The organism is Amycolatopsis mediterranei (assembly GCF_026017845.1).
In the GTDB taxonomy this organism is placed as follows: Bacteria; Actinomycetota; Actinomycetes; order Mycobacteriales; family Pseudonocardiaceae; genus Amycolatopsis; species Amycolatopsis mediterranei.
Window position 1 is genome coordinate 7,819,079 of record NZ_CP100416.1, and the last position, 19,207, is coordinate 7,838,285.

Sequence of the window (19,207 nt, forward strand, 5' to 3'; positions counted from 1 at the left end):
GGCTTCGGCCTCATAGGCTGCGGCAAAGTGTCGGTGCCTGCCGGTAGCGTGAAATCGGGGGCTGCGTCAAACGGCTCAGGCCGCGGGCTCACGGCCGTTCCGCCGAGCTTCGTGAGCTGGCCGCTCGAGCCGGGGTCCAGTCGAGCACGACAGTGTCGTCCAGCAGCGCGGCCGAGCCCACCCAGCTCCGCGAGCCAGCCGCCCGAGGCCCCGGTCCAGTCGAGCACGGCGATGTAGTCCAGCGGCGCGGCCGAGGGCGTCGAGCCTCGCGAGCCGGCCGCCCGAGGCTCGGCGGTGTCGTCCAGCGGCGCGGCCGGATGTGTCGGTTCAGTCGCGTGAGGTGTGGCCGCGGGAGTCCGGCACCTCGGCGCCGTGGCCGTTGCGACCGTGGCCGTTGCGGCGGCCGGCGTTCTGGGAGTCGAGCTGCTTGACCAGCGCCGCCGCGCTGGCCGTGCCCGCCTGGTGCTCGGCCAGGGCGCGGGCGAGCAGGTCGGCGAGGCCGGCGTCCGGTGGGGGCTCGTCCTCCGCGATCGCGCGGGCGTAGCTCTCCGGGAACGGGGCCGTCGCCGGGGTCCAATGACCGAAGTCCTCCATCGGTTCCAGCGACGGTGGCATCCGCAGCCGCGGCAACCACGGCTCGACTTCGTCGCGGTAGTCCGGCACCGACGGCGGTTCGTCTTCCGGCCGCGGCGGCGGGGCGAGCTCCGGCTCCGGACGCGCCGGTTCCTCGGCGCGTGGCCGGTCGGCGTCCTCCGCCCGGCGACGGCCCCCAGCGCCCCCGGAGGCCGAGATGCCCAGGCGGTCCAGCACCGAACGTGCGGCCTCCGAGCCGTGCTCGGAATCGTGGCGCGTCGACGGCTGCGGCTCCGGCCGCCGCCCCTCCGACGCCCACGGCTCCCGCTCGGCGGCGGGCTCGGGCGCGAGCGGCAACGCCGGCGTGATCCGCGTGGGCGCCGATTCCCGTTCGGCCGCGGTCTCCCGCAGCCGTGCTTCGGCCAGCGCGGCCCAGGAGAACTTGGTCTTGCCGGGTTCGGCGGGCGCCGCCTCGGGTGACGTCTCGACGGCCTCCGTTGCGGACCGCACCTCGACCGGCTCCGACCGGAAGTCCGGCTCCCGGTCCCGCTCAGCCGGCCGCGGCTCAACAGGCTCCGACCGCACCTCCGGCCCACGCTCCACCGGCTCAGCCCCCCGCACCACGCCAGGCTCCGCCGGCCGCGCGCCTAGCTCAGCCCGGTACTCCGCACCAGGCTCCAGCCGAACCTCCGGCCGCTGCCCGCGAGGTTCCGACCCGAAGTCCGGTTCCCGCCCACGCTCCGCCAACGGCGGCTCAACAGGCTCGGGCCGCCGCCTACGCCCAGCCGACTCGACCGGCTCCGGCCGGTGCTCCGACCCCAGCCCGGCTTCACGCTCCGCCGACCCACCAAGCTCCGGCGCAGCTCCACGCCCCGCGGACTCACCGAACTCCCGCCGGTGCTCCGACTCCGGCCCAACGCCACGCTCAGCTGACCGCGGCTCGGCAAGCTCCGGCCGATACTCCGGCCTCTGTCCAGCGCCACGCCCGGCCGACTCACCAGACTCCGGCCCCCGCGCAGCTCCACGCCCCGCAGACTCACCTACCTCCGGCCGGTACCCCGGCCCCCGCCCAGCCGACTCACCAGACTCCGGCCGATACTCCGGCCCCAGCCCAGCCCCACGCCCCGCAGACCGCGGCTCGGCAAGCTCAGGTCCCCGCGCCGACCGCGTCTCGACGGCCCCCGGCCGAAACACCGGCCGCGCCTCGCCGGACTCAGGCTGCTCCGCTCCTCGCCCAGGCCGGGAGGCGAGCGGCGCACCAAGCCCAGACCGGCCTTCCGGCGCCCGCACCTCGATCGGCTCCGGGCGCATCCGAGACCCCGGCTGCGGCGCAGGCTCGTCCCGCACCGCCGGCATCAACGTCGTCTCGGCCACATCAGCGGTCGCCCGCGGCCGCCCGAACGACCACGCCGGCGTCCGCGGCTCAGGCTCAGGCTCGGGAACCGGCTCGGCCGCGACGACCGGGACCGGCCGCGACGGCACCGCCTTCAGCACCTCGTCCAGATCCACCGAGGCCGGCTGCCCCGTGCCGAACTCGCCGGCCAGCACGCCGCACGCCTGCCGCCGGGCCCGGGCGTGTAGCTGCTCCGCCGCCCGCGAGCGGTACAGGCACGCGATGGCCTCCTCCGCCTGCCCGAACCGCTCCTGCAGCTGCGCCAGCTCCAGCCACAACCGCGCGGTGATCGCCGACAGCCCGTGCCGGTCCGTGCTCGCCACGGCTTCGCGGACCAGCTCGATCGCCGCTTCACCGGCGCCCGCGGGCAAATGGACGCGCGTCGCGACGGCCAGCCGCAGCCAGCCCATCGGTGCGACGCCCGCCGCCCGCACCGGCTCGGCCAGCACCGGCTCCGCGATTTCGTACGCCATTTCGGCGTCGCCGCGGTCGAGCAGGGTGCTGACCAGAAGCAGTACCAGCCGGATGCGGACCAGGCCGCCGTCGTCGGCCGGGTTGTCGAGCTTCTCCAGAAAGCCGAGCCCGGTCCGGGCGGCGTCGGCCGCGGCCGTCAAGTCGCCGTGGCGCCGCCGGTGGGCGGCCGTGCCGACGCGCAGCAGCGCCCGCACCAGCAGCTGGGTGTCCGCACTCAGCGAGTCGTCGCCGACGACGAGCTTGTCCGCCTCGACGAGCACCCGGTCGAGTTCCGCCTTGCGCCCGAGCTGGCCCAGGCAGCCGACCAGGTGGCACAACGCGGCCGCGCGGTGCACCGGCGAGACCACCGGATCCGTGAGCACGGGCCGCAACGCGGCGAGGCCGGTCAGCGGCACGCCCAGGCTGCGGGCGCAGACGGCGAGGTCGATGCGCAGCCGCGCGGCGATGTCGCCGTAGCCCGCGTGCTCGGCCGCGCGCAGGGCCGCGACCGCGCGCCCGACAGTGCCCGGCCGATCGCCGACCCGGACGCGCGCGGACACGACCAGGCTCTCGGCCCGGATCCACTGCTCGTCGGCACTCGCGGCCTCGGCCAGCGCGGCCGCGCGCTCGCCGAGGACCAGCGCGAGCTCGGGCGCCCGCAAGTGCAGGGCGTCCGCCCGCTCGATCAGCCGTCCGACTGCGGAGAGGGTTCCCCCGGCATTGACGGAGCGCCCGCTCTCCGAGCGCGAGAACGGGGCCGTCCGGTGCTGTTTGCTGGCTTCCACGGGGAAACCCGCCCCCTCAGTCGCGGGTCAGCTTGCGATGGGTGACACGGTGCGGGCGGGCAGCCTCGGCGCCCATCCGCTCCACCTTGTTCTTCTCGTACCCTTCGAAGTTGCCCTCGAACCAGAACCACTGCGCGGGGTTCTCGTCGGTGCCTTCCCAGGCCAGGATGTGCGTCGCGACCCGGTCGAGGAACCACCGGTCGTGGGAGATCACGACGGCGCAGCCGGGGAACTGCTCCAGCGCGTTCTCCAGCGAGCCCAGCGTCTCGACGTCCAGGTCGTTCGTCGGCTCGTCGAGCAGGATCAGGTTCCCGCCCTGCTTGAGCGTCAGCGCGAGGTTGAGCCGGTTGCGCTCACCACCGGAGAGCACGCCCGCCGGCTTCTGCTGGTCCGGGCCCTTGAAGCCGAACGCGCTGACGTACGCGCGCGACGGCATTTCGGTCTGCCCGACGTGGATGTAGTCCAGCTCGTCGGAGACGACCTGCCAGACGGTCTTCTTCGGGTCGATCCCGCCGCGGTTCTGGTCCACATAGGACAGTTTGACCGTCTCGCCGATCTTGACCTCGCCGCCGTCCGGCTCCTCGAGCCCGACGATGGTCTTGAACAGCGTGGTCTTGCCGACGCCGTTCGGGCCGATCACGCCGACGATGCCGTTGCGCGGCAGGTCGAACGACAGGCCGTCGATGAGGACGCGCTCGTCGAAGCCCTTGCGCAGCTTCTCGACCTCGACCACGACGTTGCCCAGCCGCGGGCCCGGCGGGATCTGGATCTCTTCGAAGTCGAGCTTGCGGTGTTTGTCCGCCTCGGCCGCCATCTCCTCGTAGCGGTCGAGGCGCGAGCGGGACTTCGTCTGCCGCGCCTTCGCGTTGGACCGCACCCACTCGAGTTCGGTCTTCAGGCGCTTCGCGAGCTTCTGGTCCTTCTTGCCCTGGACCTCGAGGCGCTCGCGCTTCTTCTCCAGGTACGTCGAGTAGTTGCCCTCGTAGCCGACGACGCGGCCGCGGTCGATCTCCATGATCCACTGGGCCACGTTGTCCAGGAAGTACCGGTCGTGGGTGACGGCGAGGACGGCGCCGGCGTAGCGGGAGAGGAACTGCTCCAGCCACAGGACACTTTCGGCGTCCAGGTGGTTGGTGGGCTCGTCGAGCAGCAGCAGGTCGGGCGCCGACAGCAGCAGTTTGCACAGCGCGACCCGGCGGCGCTCACCACCGGAGAGGTGGGAGACGCCTTCGTCCGGCGGCGGGCAGCGCAGCGCGTCCATCGCCTGCTCGACGGTCGAGTCGAGCTCCCAGGCGTCGGCGTGGTCCAGCTCCTCCTGGAGCTGGCCCATCTCCTCCATCAGCTCTTCGGTGTACTCGGTCTCCATGAGCTTGAGGACCTCGTTGTACCGGTCGAGCTTGACCTTGACTTCGCCGAGACCTTCCTCGACGTTCTGCCGGACCGTCTTCTCCTCGTTGAGCTCCGGCTCCTGCATGAGGATGCCGACGGAGGCGCCGGGCTGGAGGAACGCTTCGCCGTTGCTGGCCTGCTCGATCCCCGCCATGATCTTGAGAACGGTGGACTTACCGGCACCGTTCGGCCCCACCACGCCGATCTTGGCGCCGGGGTAGAACGCGGTGCTGACGTCGTCGAGGATGACCTTGTCCCCGACGGTCTTGCGCACCTTCTTCATGGTGTAGATGAACTCGGCCATACCTACGATCGTAGAGCGCGCTTGATCGCGGCTCGACGCCGGTCACCGTCGGACTACCGAAAGTCAGCCCGAGATCACGCCGAGAGTACCGAAACCGCCGTTTTCCCGGGATCCGGACACGGCTCAAGCTCAACCAGAAGTCGAGACTCAGTCGGCCCGCTTGCCCTCGGCGAGGTTCTTCAGCATCGCGTTGTAGGCGTTCAGCTCTTCGTCGCCCGTCGCCGCTTCGCGCCGGTCACGCCGCTTCGCCTCGCGCTCGTCCTGACGCGACCACTGCACCAGCAACGCGATCAGCACGAGCAGCACCGGGACCTCGCCGGCGGCCCAGGCGATGCCGCCGCCGAGCCGCTGGTCGGCGAGCAGGTCGGTGACCCACGGCAGGTGCAGCTGGCTGTAGAAGGCCTGGCCGATCACGGTCTGCTTGCTCATCAGGATCACGCCGAAGAACGCGTGGAACGGCATCGCGGCGAACATCATGCCGAGCCGCCCGAGGTACGGGATCCGCCGCGGCGCCGGGTCGACGCCGATCACCGGCCAGTAGAAGACGTACCCGGCGAGCAGGAAGTGCCCGTTCATCGCCAGGTGCGCCCAGTGGTAGTTCAGGGCGGTGTCGAACAGGCCGGAGAAGTACAGCGCGTAGAACGAGCCGACGAACAGCAGCAGCGCGACCACCGGGTGGGTCAGGAACCGCGACACCGGCGAATGCACGAAGGCGACGAGCCACTCGCGCGGCCCGGGCGGGGCGTCCCTGCCCGCGGCCGGCAGGGCGCGCAGCGCGAGCGTCACCGGGCCGCCGAGCACGAACAGCACCGGCGCCACCATCGACAGCAGCATGTGGTTGCCCATGTGCACGCTGAACATGGCGGGCGCGTACCGGCCGACACCCGACGACGTCGCGATCAGCAGCACCACGCAGCCGGCGATCCAGGCGACCGTGCGGCCCACCGGCCAGGTGTCGCCGCGGCGCAGCAGCCGGCGGACCCCGGCGAGGTACAGGCCGCCGAGGACGAGCGCGAAGGTGCCGTACACGAGGTCGAAGCGGGTGTCGAAGAGCAGCCGCCACACCGTCGGCGCGCCGTCGAGGTCGTAGCCGATCAGCAGCTCGGTGGTGGACGGCTGGGTGATCGCGTCCGCCGGCGGCGGCGTCCTGGCCAGCCCGGAAGCGATGCCGATGGTGACGAACATGATCAGGATCTCGACCGAGGCCAGGCGCAGCAGCTGGGCGCCGCCCTTGCCGTCGACGAGGTTCGCGACGCCCTTTTCGCGCTGCTGGTGGCCGAACACCCCGAGCAGCAGCAGTGCCACCGTCTTGGCCACGACGAGCAGGCCGTAGTCGGTGGTGAACAGGTCGTTCAGGCCGATCCGGACCAGCGCGTTGACCGCCCCGGAGAGCGCCATCACGATCCAGCAGACCAGGGCCAGCTTGGAGAACCGCTGCGCGGCCAGGCTCAGGTGGCGCCCGCGCCGGTACCCCAGCGCCAGCAGGGCGACCAGGCCGCCGACCCACAGCGCCGCCGCGACCAGGTGGAACAGCAGGCTGTTGGTGGCGACGTCGTGCGAGCCGCCGCTGGCGGAGTGCCCGGTGACGGCGACCGGGATCAGCCCGCCGACGGCGGCGAAGAACAGCACCGCCGTCCAGCCCCAGGACAGCGCGAGCCGGCAGCCGAGCGCGATGAGGACGGCGATCAGCGCCGTCCACAGCCACGCCTTCGGCTGTTCGATGGCGCCGACGAGGTCGAGCAGCGTCTGCGGGTCCAGGACGTCGCCGAAGGGCTTGCCGGCGGTGTCGGCGGCGGTGAAGGCGACCGAGAGCAGGGCCGCGGCGAACCACACCCAGGCGGCGATCCCGGCCACGCGCAGGGCGCCGTAGCCCTCGGGCCCGAGCGTCCCGGACTTCTGCGGCGGCACCAGGAAGGCGGCCAGCAGCAGCGACCCGACGCAGATCACCGACGCGGATTCGGACACCACGCGCATGACGGTGATGCCGTACTTGGTGACCAGCCCCGGGTCCGGCAGGCCGGCGATGGCGTAGCCGGCCCCGCCGGTGAGCGCGATCAAACCGATCGCGACCACGGCGGCCAGCAGGACCCCGACCACGAGCAGGGGCAGCACGCTGGCCCGGCGCTGGGTGGGGACGTCGGATTTCGTCGCGGACACGCCCCTGAGGGTATGCCCAGCCCCGGTCAGGCCCGTGTGACGGGCAGGATGAGGAGCGTGAAGATGATCCTGCTGCGGCACGCCGAGTCGCTCGGCAACGTCGACGAGCTCGCCTACACGCGGATCCCCGACCACGCGCTGCCGCTGACCGCCAAGGGCGAGCGGGAAGCCCGCGCGGTGGCGCCGGAGATCGCGCGGCTGCTCGACGGCTCGCGGCCCGCGGTGTACGTCAGCCCGTACCTGCGCACCCGGGAGACGTTGCGGCTGCTGGACATCCAAACCTCGTGCGAACGGCTGGTCCAGGAGCCGCGGCTGCGCGAGCAGGACTGGGGCAACCTGCAGGACCCGGCCGAGCAGGAGATCCAGAAGGCGCGGCGCCACGAGTTCGGGCACTTCTTCTACCGGCTGCCCTTCGGCGAGTCGGGCGCGGACGTCGACGACCGCGTCGCGGCGTTCCTCTCGGACCTGCGGATGCGCGAGGAAAGTCACCCGGAGACGGTCCTGATCGTCTCCCACGGGCTCACGCTGCGGCTGCTGTGCCGTCGCCTCTTCGGCTGGAGCATCGAGCTGTTCGAGTCCCTGTCCAACCCCGCGACCTGCGAATACCGCGTCCTCGAAGAGCAGGACGGCAAGTGGGCGCTGGACCGCCCGTTCGCCCAGTGGCGGGACTCACCCGACGGGGAAACCCAGCTTTAGCGGCGCGGTCAGCACGACGCGGGTGCCGTGACCGGGCGCCGAATCGATGCGCGCAGCACCGTCGATCTCGGCCATCCGCGCGTGGATCGAGTTCTCGATGCCGAACCCGGCGCGGCGCGCGCCGAGGTCGAAGCCGGTGCCGTGATCGCGCACGGACACCGTGACGACGTCTTCGCGCTCTTCGAGGCACACCACGGCCTTCGCCGTTCTCGCGTGCTTCAAGGTGTTTCGGAGCGCCTCGCGGGTTGCGTCGTGAAGAGCGTTGACGACGGCTTCGGGGACGTCAGTGGGCTTCGCGAGCAGCACGAGGTCGACGCGGAGACCGTCGGCCGTCATCTCGACCGCCAGCGCGCCGAGGCGGTGTTCGAGCCCGCCGGGCTCGGCGGGCGCGTCGCCGTCGAGGCTCAGCCGCAGCCGCAGGGCGTGCGCGCGGGCGGTGCGGCGGACCTGGTCGAGGCTGCCTTGCGGGTCGAGCCGGTCCCCGGGCGCGGGCAGCGCGAGGGACTCCATCACCTGCAGGACGGTGTCGTGGACGTCGCGGCGGTGCCGTTCCCGTTCGGCGGCCCGGCCGCGCTGCTCGCCCAGCCCGAGCGCGAACCGCATCGACCCGGCGACGAGCAGCACGATGGCCAGCGCCGTCACGGCCGCCGCGACCAGGGCGAGCAGGATCCACGTCGCGGGCGCCGACGTGCCCGAGACCGCGGCCATGCCGTAGCGCAGGAGCAGCGCGCCGGCGATCGCGACCGCCCCGGCGGGCGCGCCGCGCAGCAGGGTCCAGACCATGACCGTGCCCATGATGTTCGGCCAGGTCAGGGCGAGCAGGCCGGGCGCGAACGCCGCCGTGGCCAGGCTCGTGACGAGCGTGTACGCGGTGTCGCCGGCCAGGACCGGCCGGATGCCGGTGGCGCGACGGAAGACCCAGGCCACCTCGAGGAGGTTGGGCACGACGAAGAAGGCCACGGTGAGCCAGAGCGCCGGAGCGGTGGGCGTCCCGGCGGACCAGATCGCCTGCAGGAACAGCGCCAGCCGGAATGCGACCGGTACCAGCACCAGCCGCGGCACGGCGTCCCGCACGAGCGAAAGGCCGCCCCACCGCCCGCTCCCGCCGGCGAGCGCCCCCGCTCCGCCGAGTAGCACAACCCTCACGACGTCCTCCCCGGACCAAGGCCCCTACCCTGATCAGCCGACCTGAAATGGAAACGTCGCCGTATTCATTTCAGTTTACGACGTGGCCAGCTTGCCCCGACCGGTTCGGCACTGTCAACGGTGCGCGGCGGGCGGCAATCGAAGAGACGTCCGGGTTTCTTCATGAGTCCGTGATGCGCCTCCCCGCCGGGATGCTTGCCCCGCCGTCGCTCAGCCGGCCGCCTGGCGCGCCTCTTCGCGCAGGCGTGCGCGCCGGGCGGCGACCGCCGCGGGCGGGATCAGCGCGGCCACCAGCGTGACGAACAGGAACGCCACGCCGTAGCCCGCCGCTTGCGCGATGCCGCCGATGACCGGCGGCCCACCGAGGTACCCGGCGTAGGCGATGGCCGTGACGAAGCCGATTTCGCGCTCGCCGCCGGTGCCGTCGGCACGCTTCCCGGCGTCCCCGGCGAGGCTGAGCGTGAGCGGGAACGACGCGGCGAGCCCCGCGCCGGCGAGCGCGAAGCCGGCGTAGCCGACCGCGGCGACCGGCGTCACGGCGGTCGCGAGCAACCCGGCCGCGGCCAGCGCCGCGCCCGCGACGAGGCAGCGCGTCGGCCCGAACCGCCGTTGCACCCACGGACCGGCCAGCCGGGTCAGCGTCATGGCCAGCTGGAACCCCGCGAAGGCCAGCGCCGCGGCGCCCGGGCCGACGCCGCGTTCGGCCGTCATGAGCAGCGCGGACCAGTCCCCCGCCGCGCCTTCGGCGATGGCCGAGCACAGCGCGACCGCAGCGAGCAGCCACAGCACCGGACGGCGGACCGGGGCCGCGCGCCACGGCGTCACGACGGGTTCGGCGGTGGGCTCGGGCCGGCTGCCCGGGACCGCGCGGATCACCGAGAGCAGCACGACGACCGCCACCACGGCCGCCACGGCGAGGTGGCGCGCGGGAGACCAGCCGTGCCCGGCGGCGAGGCCGGCGGCCAGCGAGCCGGCCAGCGCGCCGAAGCTGAACCCGGCGTGGAACACCGGCAGGACCGGACGGCGGGACCGGCGTTCGACGGCCACCGCGGCGACGTTCATCGCGACATCGAGGATCCCGATGCTCCCGCCGATCACGAACAACGCGGCGGCCAGCACGGCAACGCCCGGGGCGAAGCCGATCAGCACCAGCGCGGCGGCGGCCACCAGCGTGCTGCCCGCCACGGCCGCCCTGGCCCCGGCGCGTTCGACGACCCGGCCGGACACCGACGCGGTCAGGAGCATGCCGACGCTGGCCCCGAACAGCGCGAGCCCGAAAACGCCCGGTGAGGCGTGCACCTGCGCGGTCAGGGCCGGCGTGCGCGTCGCCCACGAGCCGACCGCGAGACCGTTGAGGGCGAACACGGTGAACACCGCGACCCGATCCCGCATCCCGCCCCCTTCCTTGGCATGGCATGTAGCACCGGAACGCCCCCGCCACAAGACCGATTTGCGGACCTGTGGACAACCGCCGCGGCTCCGGCGACCTGTCCACAGAAACAAAATCGCGGGCTGACAACTCCCCACCCACCCGTCAATCTGGAATCACACGTCCACCGCGGCCCGCACGGCCGCGAATCCGAAGGGGAATCCACCATGTCTTCGCGTCGTTTCCGCACCCGCCTGCCGCACCTGCTCATCCTGGCCGCCATCGGCCTGCTGACCAGCACCGGAGTGGCCCAAGCCGCTCCCGCGCAGCCGGATCCGGCCTGCAAGAAGGGCGAATTCTGCCTGTGGCAGAACGACGGCTACGGCGGCACCGCGCAGCGATTCGACCTACGCACCGCGAATCCCGGGGAATGCATTCCCCTCCCGGCGGGATTCGAGGGATCGTCGTTCGCGAATCTGATGAGCCGGGATGTCACGGTCTACCAGAGCGAGGAGTGCTCGACCGAAGGCGACTTCACCACCTACCCGGGTGGCGGCACGTTCGTGCCGGACGCCCCCTTCCTGGTCCGGGGCATCCAGATCTGGGAGTGACCACCGACCCGGGCCCGCGTCCGCCGCCCGCTCCAAGGGGGGAGCCGGCTCGCGGCGGCGGCCGGACCCGACCGGGGCCGCTTCCCCGACAGCGGCCCCACCCCGTGGGCGCGCCTCAGCGGCGGGGCGCGCCCACGGGCCCCGCCGTGGCCGCCCGGCGCCACGGTCACCGGCGCTCTTGCCCGGACCGGTCCGGGCAAGGGACCATACGAGCCGAGTTCGGCACGCGTCACCCGCTGTGGCCAGCCGTGAGTCACCACGGCACCGGCGTCCTCGGGCAGACCGGCCGTGGACAAGGCGCCACACGAGCCGAACCCCAGGCCGGGCTCAGCTCACCCCCGCCGTGGACACCCCGACAGCGGCGACACCATGCCTGGAGCGCTCCACGCATGCGAGCCGCACCTCCGGCTGGCGTCGATGCCCGCTGTGGCCACCCGGAAGCCCAGGGGTCGCCGGTGCCTTGCCTGGGGATCGGTCCGTGCAAGACACGAGCCGAGCCTGGCTCGCCCACCGCCCACCGTGGCACGCTTGCGAGCCACGCCCTTTGCGCAGCCCGGGCCGCGCAAGGGCGCCACACAGGCCGAACCCGGGATGGCCTCGGCTCATCGCCCGCCGTGACGGTGCCGCCACGGAACTCCGGAATTACGTCGAACGAGAACTGAAACGATTCGCCGGTGTCGAACGATCGAGAGATTGGTGACGACTAAGCTGCCGGTGCCGGGCGACCGGCACGATCGGCAGCAGCCGTCGGCGCGGGCCCTCGTAGCTCAGCTGGATAGAGCAAGAGCCTTCTAATCTCTAGGTCGCAGGTTCGAGTCCTGCCGGGGGCGCCACCAGGGAAGACGTCGTGCGCGGTCGCACACGACGTACCCGGGACACGTGACCGGGCCCACATCGCAGCCCGCTTTTCGCGCCGTCACGCTCCCACTGTGGACGGTGACGGCTCATTTCCCCCGCGGCACCCACGGGTCCGGATGACCCATCGCGCGAGCAGCCAGGTGGCCCAACGATTCCGGGCCGAGTTCGTCTCGAGACAACCTTGTTACCCGAAGGCAAATCCACCGTTCGCGCTTCCCCGCAATCGGACGATCACGCCCAGCAATCACCCCGGGATCGAGCGGCAGAACAACACGATCGAGGGACACCTTTCCCCGACAAAGGAGGCGGAGACACCACCATGGACCACAGCGAAGCCAGTGGACGGCATCGGCGCCGGCGCACCAACAGCGTCACGCGCGCAGCCTTGGACGAAGCACGGCGCGCAGGGCTCGTCCAACGACACCTCACGAAGCTCCGGCACCTGACGGCCCTGCCGATCACTGTCCAACCCCCAGCGCCCGGCGACGCCCATCCCGCCACACCGGGAGCACCACAGCCAGAGGCAGCCGACCGCTTGCCGACGGACAGCCGGCAGCAACCCGTCGATCACACGGGATCGTCCACATCGGAGGCCGCCTGAGCCATTGGCCGGCCGAGGAGTGCCTACCCGCGACAGCCGGTTCCGGCGGGTGCGCTGATTCCACTGTGGCGCCTGCGGTCGACGTCCGGAGTGCTGCCGTCGAGTTCTCCTGTGAGGCAAGGACTTCGTCTTGAGCAACACACCGGACCTCGGTCCTTTCCCGCAGCGGAAGCATCCCGGCGCCGGGCATCCTCGCCCGCACCCTGGGAGGGCCCGGCGAGGAGGCCGCGAACGCCCGGCACGTTGTCGGCGAGATTTTCTCCGAATACTTACCCGATACCCTGCCCGCGGTGAGCACCGCGGCGGCACACCCGACCGAGCCTCGAGGCTGCAGCGGAATACCCGGCGGCTCCGGCACAGACAGCAGTGGCTGGTTGCGGCTACTGCCGCGGCTGCAACACGACAAGGTGGCGGCCGCCATGGCTGCGGCGCGGCTGGGCTGCACTGACTCGGCTGCGCGGCGCGGCGTGACCGCGGCGGCGCGACCGCGGCGCGGCGCAACTACAACGCGGCACAGCTGGGCTCCGGCTGCGCACCCGGCCGACAAGTGCGGCCGCAGCGGCATCCCGGCCCGCAATCAAGGCTGCACCGGCTCCCAGGCGCCGCATGTCGACAAGTCGGCACCAGCCATGACCGGGCGCGAACCTGGCGGAAATCGTCGCCGTGGACGCCCGAAGGTCGAACAACGGCCGGGCTACCCCAGGCTCGACATCTCCTCGCGGACTTCGGCGAACGTCGATTCGCGTTGTGCCTCCGGGGTTTCACGCAGGTCGAGCGCCGTGATCTCGAACCGCGGCACCTCGGTGAGGACGCGCCGGCGCGTCCTCACCGACCACGGCGCACAACATTCCTACGCACCAGGTGCTGCCAGGTCCGAGCTGAGCACGCCCGGGTCCAGCCGCCTGCCTTCGAGTTCGAAGGAGGCGTGCTCAGCTCGGCCCTCTCAGTCGGCGAGGCTCCCGTCGGCGCTGAAGCGGGAGACGACGTCGACGACGGCGTCGGTGGCGCGGCGGGCCTCGTCCTCGGTGATCACCAGTGGCGGTGCGAGGACGAGCATGTGCCCGTACGGCCGGGCGATGACGCCGTGGCGCTTGCGGATCTCGAAGCAGACGCGCTCGACCGGTGCCCACTCCTGCGGGATCTTGTGCTCGAGGTCGGTCACCATCTCCAGCCCGGCGAGCGAGCCGACGATGCGGATGTCGCCGACGGCGGGCAGGTCGGCGGCCGGGGCGAGGCCGGTGCGCAGCCAGTCCGCGATCGTGTGGGCCTTCGGGACCAGCTGCTCGCGCTCGATGATGTCGATGGTGGCGAGACCGAGCGCACAGGCCACCGGGTGGCCCTGGAAGGTGTAGCCGTGGAAGAAGCCGCCCGTCTCGAGCAGGCCGTCGGCGATCTCGTCGGTCATCAGCGTGGCGCCAAGGGGGGCGTACCCGCCCGCGATGCCCTTGGCCATGGTGATCATGTCCGGGCGCATACCCCGGACCTCCGACTCGAACCACGAGCCGACCCGGCCGTACGCGGTGACGACCTCGTCCGCGATCAGCAGGATCCCGTTGCGCGAAAGGACTTCGCGCACCCGAGGCCAGTAGTCGGCCGGCGGTTCGAGGACGCCGCCGCCCGCCATGATCGGCTCGCCGATCATGGCGGCGATGTTGCCCGCGCCGATGCGCTCGATCGTCTGCTCCAGCTCGGCGAGCAGGAAGTCGGTCTGGTCCTGGCCGCCGAACATCTCCGGGCGGTACGAGTTGGGCGGGGTCAGCTTCTCCACGTGCGGCAGGTTCGGGCCGACTCCCTCCTGCATCGGGGGGAAGCCGGTCGCCGTACCACTGCCGTAAGCGGCGCCGTGGAACGAGTAGTGCCGCGACAGAATCCACGTGCGGTCCGGCTCGCCACGCCGGTGGTGGAACAGCCGCGCCGCCTTGATCGCGGTCTCCACCGACTCGGACCCGCCGCTGGTGAAGAACACCCGGTTGATCCCCTCCGGGGCCAGCCCGGCGATGCGCGCGGCGAGGTGGATCGCCTTGTCGTTGGAGAACTCCAGCAGGCTGGTGAAGTACTCCAGCTCGGTGATCTGCTTCGCGGCGACCTCGGCCAGCTCCTTGCGGCCGTGGCCGAGCGGCGAGTGCCAGACGCCGCCGCCTGCCGCGTCGAGCAGCTCGTTGCCGCGCGCGTCCCACACGGTGCAGCCTTCGCCGCGCACGATCACCACACGGTCGTGGATGTCCCCGCGCTGCATCGAGCGGAACAGGTGCCGGCGGTCGAGCTTCTCCAGCTCGGCTGCGGCTTCGGCGACAGAAGGAGTCTGAGGTGCGATGGTCACGTGCTTCTCCAGTTCTACGCCGGGGACTTGGGCAGGGCGGGACGGCCGAGCAGCAGGTCGGCCGCCTTCTCGCCGATGGCGATCGCGGTGGCGTTCGGCGCGCCGCGGCCGGGGGTCGGCATCACGGAAACGTCGGCGACGCGCAGGCCTTCGACGCCCTTGACGCGCAGTTCGGGGTCGACGACCTTGCCGATCGAGCAGGTGCCGGTGCCGTGGAAGATCGAGTGCGTGTACGCGCGGACGTACGCGCGGACGTCTTTGTCCGAATCGGACTCCGGCGCGCGGTAGTGCGTCTTCGTGTACGGCGAAAGTGCTCGCTGGCGCGCGATCTCCATGCCGATCCGGACCCCGGCGACGGCCACGTCCAGGTCGCCGTCGGCGCTGAAGTAGCTGTGCTGGATCTTCGGCTTGGTGGTCGGGTCGTTGGAGTCGAGGGTGACCGCACCGCGGCTGCCCTGGGTCAGCAGCACCGGGCCGTAGGTGATCGCGTGCCCGGTCGGCAGGCCGAGGCCGCTGTCGGCGAACATCAGCGGGCCGGTGAAGAACGCGACGTCCGGCGCCGGCAGGCCGGAGTCCGTGCGGACGTACCCGCCGCACTCCGGGCCGTTCGAGGTGAGCGGGCCGGTGCCGTGCTCCTCGAACTCCTTGATGTACTGGGGTTCTTCGGCGATCAGCAAGCTGACCGGCAGGTCGTGGCTGTAGATCAGCGGCACGATCGGGTGGTCCTGCAGGTTCGTGCCGACCTCGGGGTTGTCGACCTGCACGTCGATGCCCAGCAGGTTCAGGTGGTCGGCCGGGCCGATGCCGGAATGCATCAGCAGGTGCGGCGAGTTGTACGCGCCGCCGCTGAGGATGACTTCGCGCCCGGCGCGGATCGTGACCGTGTCGTCGCCGCGGTGCCCGGTGACGCCGGTCGCGCGGCCGTTCTCGATCAGCACGCGGTGCACCTGGAGGTTGGTCTCCAGGGTCAGGTTCGGGCGGCCGAGCGCGGGGTGCAGGTACGCGACGGCGGTGCTGCACCGGCGGCCGTTGCGCTGGGTGACCTGGAAGAAGCCGAAGCCGTCCTGGGTCTTGCCGTTGAAGTCCGCGTTCTCGGCGAACCCCGCCTGCAGCGCGGACTCGATGAAGGCCCGCGACTGGATGTTCTTCGAACGACCGTCCGAAACGGACATCGGGCCGCCCACGCCGTGGAACTCGTCGGCGCCGCGCTCGTTGTCCTCGGACCGCTTGAAGTACGGCAGGATCTCGTCGTAGGTCCAGCCCGGCTGGCCCCAGCCGTCGTAGTCGAGCTTGTTGGCGCGCAGGTACAGCATCGCGTTGATGGAGCTGGTGCCGCCGAGCACCTTGCCACGCGGGTGGAAGATGCGGCGGCGGTTGAGCTCCGGCTCCTCGTGGGTGTCGTAGTCCCAGTCGTAGCGGGTGCGGAACAGTTCGCCGAAAGCGGCGGGGATGTGGATGTTCTCCGCGGTGTCGTACGAGCCTGCCTCGATCACGCACACCGTGACGTCCGGATCCTCGGAAAGGCGTGCCGCCAGCACGCAGCCCGCCGAACCCGCGCCGACGATCACGTAGTCGTACATCCGGTCCTCCATCGTTGAAGTATGCGAAGGGCTAAGCACGGGGAGCATCTCCGGGAATGCGCGTCAGGCGGCCCGTTCGCCGGGCTCCGGCTCGGGTTCGCGGACGAGCTCGAGGTGGTCGGACCGGGTCTCGGCGACGGCGATCCGCGCGTACCGCTCCGGTCGCTTCACCTTGAGCCACAAGGCATAACCGAAGCCGGCGACGGCGACCGCGAGCAACAGCCACGGCAGCGAGTTGACCACGGCGCTGTCGGTCCCGGTCAGCAGCGGGAAGTTCAGCACCAGCAGGACCGCCGACGCACCGAGCCCGACCGCGCCGAGCGCGGGGGCGAGCTTGGTCCGCCACCAGTGGCCGTCCGGGCGCTTGCGGAAGAACCCGATCACGGAGACGGCCGCGAACGCCTGCAGCACGACGATCCCGAGCGTCCCGACACCGAGCAGGCTGGTGGCGAGGTTCGTGTACGGGTCGAGCCCGCCGGCCGCGAACGCGCCCACCACGACGACCGTCAGGACGGTTTGGACGATGCTGGCGCGGTGCGGTGACGCGTGCTTCGCGTGCACCTGGCCGAGCCAGCCGGGGAGCACCCGTTCCCGGCCCAGCACGAAGGTGTAGCGGTTGGTGGCGTTGTGCAGCGCGAGGAGCGCGGCGAGCGTACTGGTGCACAGCAGGACCTGCATCACCGAGCCGAGCACCGGTGAGACGTAGTCGGAGCCCAGCGTGAGGAACAATCCGCCGAGCTGCTCCCCCGCCACCTGCTGCACCTGGTCCGCGCCGATGCCACCGACGGCCACCCAGCTGGTCAGCGCATAAAAGACAGCGATCACGACGACCGACGCGTACGTCGCCCGCGGGACCGTCTTTCGCGGGTCCTTCGCCTCTTCACCGTAGAGCGACGCGGATTCGAAGCCGATGAACGACATGAAGGCGAACATCATCGTCACGCCGATGGCGCCGGTGAACACGGTGGACGGCTGGAACGCCGTCAGCGGCAGGGCCTGCACGCCCTTGTGGCCGATGATGAAGACGTCGAGAATCGCGAGCACGCCGATCTCGGCGACCATCAGCACGGCGAGCACCTTGGCGGAGACGTCGATCTGCCGGTACCCGAGCACGGCGACCACCGCTATCGCGAGCGCCGACCAGGCTTCCCACGGGAGAACGAGCCCATAGGCGTCCGCCGTCAGCTTCGTGAAGTAGCCGAAGGTCCCGGCCAGGCCGATCGACGCCGCGTTGTACGACAGCACCGCGACCAGGCCGCCCGCGACGGCCGGGGGTTTGCCGATGCCCAGCGAGAAGTACGTGTAGAAGCCGCCCGCGTTGACCACCCGGCGGCTCATCGCCGCGTACCCCACCGAGAAGCAGAGCAGCACGATCCCGGCGAAGACGAACACCGCGGGTACGCCCGCGCCGTTGCCCAGGGTGAAGGCGAGCGGCACCGTGCCGACCACCGCGGCCAGCGGCGCGGCGGCCGCCACCACCAGCAGCACGATCTTCGGCGTGGTCAGCACACCGCGCAGACCGGGCGTCTTTTCCTTGCTCATGGTCAACTCCAGTATCAGGCTGCGCGGCGGAGCCGGGGGCCGGGCTCCGGCCGGCTGTCCCCGGCGGGGGTGCGCGGGGTGCGAAGGGTGCGAAGCACCATGCTCGGGCGCATCAGGCTCTGCGGCGGGTCGATCAGCCCGGCCACGCGCAGGAACGCCTCGCCGAGCCCGGCGTCGTGGGTGGCGGCGGTCTGCAGGCGCGCCATGAAGGCATTGGCCATCCGGACTTTCAGCGTGCGCTTGCCTTCGACCTCCGGGAACGCGAGATCGCCGCCGGCGGAGATCTCCCACGGCACGTCCACCACCTTCGCGATGTCCTTGAAGAAGGCGCGCGGGTCGGGGATGCCGGCCTGGAGGTGCTCGCGCAGGGTCAGCGCCTGCAACGCCGCCGACGCCATGCCCTGGCCGTAGACCGGGTTGAACGAGCACACCGCGTCGCCCGCGACCAGGAACCCCCGGGGAAGCCGGGTCAGCTTCTCGAAGCGGCGGCGCTGGCTGGCCGGGTACTTGAAGGTGACCGGGGCACCGATCGGCTCGGCAGCCACGATGGCGTCGTGGACATCGGGCACCGGCAGCGACTTCGCGAAGGCGAGGAAGCCCGCCTCGTCGGTGGGCGGGTGGTCGCCGAGGATGCCGGTCAGCGACAGCATCCCGAGGCCGCCGCCCAGGGTGTGCAGGAACGCGCCGCGCGGGTTCGCGGGGGTGGCGACGGGGTTGATCGACATGTCGCCCCGGAACGGGTCGACGTCGAAGCGATACCGGCGGCTGGTGTAGGCGAGCCCGACCTTGACGCGGTCCTCTTCGACGTTCCCGTAGCCGAGGGAGGCGAGCCAGCCGGGGGCGCGCGAGCCCTTGCCGGTGGCGTCGACGACGAGGTCCGCGTCGAGCACCTCTTCGACGCCGCCGGGGCCGCGGCCCTGCACGCGGACGCCGGTGACGCGGTCCGAGCCGGCCGTCGCGACCGGGCCGATCACGTCGGTGTTGTCCACGAAGGTCACATTGCGGATCGCACGGACGCGCCCGCGCACGTGGTCCTCCAACACCGGACGGGCGACACCGACCAGGCGCAGGCCGGTGTCGGACGGGCGGATGCGGTGCCCGTCGAAGTACCAGCGGACCTGCCCGCCGAGGTCGCCGACCGGGATGTCCGCGGCGATCAGCTCGGCGGTGAAGCCGGGGAAGAAGTCCTCCAGGATCTCCTGGCCGCGCGCCAGCAGGCCGTGCGCGTGCCGGCCCTGCGGCACACCGCGGCGGCCTTCCCGCACGCCGGCGAGTGCGTCGCGGTCGACGACCAGCACCTCGGTGAAGACGTCCGACAGCACCCTGGCGACGAACATTCCCGCCATGCTGCCGCCGAGCACGATCGCGCGGTCTCCGACATGACTGCTCATGGGCGTCCTCTCTCGGGGCTCAAGGAATCCTCACACCGC

12 protein-coding genes and 1 tRNA gene are annotated in these 19,207 nt (G+C 71.7%); 3 read left to right on the top strand and 10 right to left on the bottom strand.

The window, feature by feature from the left end; all coding sequences use genetic code 11:
• Positions 1–327: 327 nt before the first annotated feature.
• The 3 genes from ISP_RS35060 to ISP_RS35070 form a co-directional block, all read right to left on the bottom strand.
• Entirely contained in the window at positions 328–3,204 is a 2,877-nt protein-coding gene (locus ISP_RS35060; RefSeq protein WP_013228598.1) for a hypothetical protein, read from the bottom strand.
• A 16-nt stretch (positions 3,205–3,220) separates the two neighbouring features.
• Positions 3,221–4,897 (bottom strand): energy-dependent translational throttle protein EttA, encoded by a 1,677-nt coding sequence (ettA, locus tag ISP_RS35065; protein ID WP_013228599.1) that lies wholly within the window; start codon positions 4,895–4,897, stop codon positions 3,221–3,223.
• Positions 4,898–5,044: 147 nt separating this feature from the next.
• Positions 5,045–7,054 (bottom strand): cytochrome c oxidase assembly protein, encoded by a 2,010-nt coding sequence (locus ISP_RS35070; RefSeq protein WP_013228600.1) that lies wholly within the window; start codon positions 7,052–7,054, stop codon positions 5,045–5,047.
• A 57-nt stretch (positions 7,055–7,111) separates the two neighbouring features.
• Here ISP_RS35070 and ISP_RS35075 point away from each other — a divergent pair, with 57 nt between their 5' ends.
• Positions 7,112–7,750, top strand: coding sequence for a histidine phosphatase family protein (locus ISP_RS35075; RefSeq protein ID WP_013228601.1), 639 nt, complete (start codon positions 7,112–7,114; stop codon positions 7,748–7,750).
• Here ISP_RS35075 and ISP_RS35080 read toward each other — a convergent pair.
• The gene (locus tag ISP_RS35080; RefSeq protein ID WP_014467529.1) at positions 7,724–8,887 is read right to left on the bottom strand and encodes a sensor histidine kinase; all 1,164 of its coding nucleotides are present in this window, start codon (positions 8,885–8,887) and stop codon (positions 7,724–7,726) included. The genes ISP_RS35075 and ISP_RS35080 overlap by 27 nt on opposite strands.
• Before the next feature lie 219 nt (positions 8,888–9,106).
• On the bottom strand, positions 9,107–10,288 hold the full coding sequence (locus ISP_RS35085) for an MFS transporter (RefSeq protein ID WP_013228603.1): 1,182 nt from the start codon (positions 10,286–10,288) through the stop codon (positions 9,107–9,109).
• Positions 10,289–10,492: 204 nt separating this feature from the next.
• On the opposite strand from ISP_RS35085, the gene ISP_RS35090 reads away from it, so the two are divergent.
• Positions 10,493–10,876: a peptidase inhibitor family I36 protein gene (locus ISP_RS35090; RefSeq protein ID WP_013228604.1), complete on the top strand. Its 384-nt coding sequence runs from the start codon at positions 10,493–10,495 to the stop codon at positions 10,874–10,876.
• A 756-nt stretch (positions 10,877–11,632) separates the two neighbouring features.
• Positions 11,633–11,709: transfer RNA gene (locus ISP_RS35095), tRNA-Arg, on the top strand.
• Between the two features lie 1,320 nt (positions 11,710–13,029).
• Here the strand turns inward: ISP_RS35095 and ISP_RS35100 are convergent.
• The 5 genes from ISP_RS35100 to ISP_RS35120 form a co-directional block, all read right to left on the bottom strand.
• Positions 13,030–13,164 carry a hypothetical protein gene (locus tag ISP_RS35100; protein WP_014467530.1) on the bottom strand — a complete coding sequence of 45 codons (135 nt, stop codon included), beginning with the start codon at positions 13,162–13,164 and terminating at the stop codon, positions 13,030–13,032.
• 114 nt (positions 13,165–13,278) lie between these two features.
• Positions 13,279–14,655 carry an aminotransferase family protein gene (locus tag ISP_RS35105; protein WP_013228605.1) on the bottom strand — a complete coding sequence of 459 codons (1,377 nt, stop codon included), beginning with the start codon at positions 14,653–14,655 and terminating at the stop codon, positions 13,279–13,281.
• A 14-nt stretch (positions 14,656–14,669) separates the two neighbouring features.
• Positions 14,670–16,235: a GMC family oxidoreductase gene (locus tag ISP_RS35110; RefSeq protein ID WP_013228606.1), complete on the bottom strand. Its 1,566-nt coding sequence runs from the start codon at positions 16,233–16,235 to the stop codon at positions 14,670–14,672.
• A gap of 63 nt (positions 16,236–16,298) precedes the next feature.
• On the bottom strand, positions 16,299–17,777 hold the full coding sequence (locus tag ISP_RS35115; RefSeq protein ID WP_013228607.1) for an APC family permease: 1,479 nt from the start codon (positions 17,775–17,777) through the stop codon (positions 16,299–16,301).
• A 14-nt stretch (positions 17,778–17,791) separates the two neighbouring features.
• Entirely contained in the window at positions 17,792–19,168 is a 1,377-nt protein-coding gene (locus ISP_RS35120; RefSeq protein WP_013228608.1) for an FAD-dependent oxidoreductase, read from the bottom strand.
• Positions 19,169–19,207: the final 39 nt, after the last annotated feature.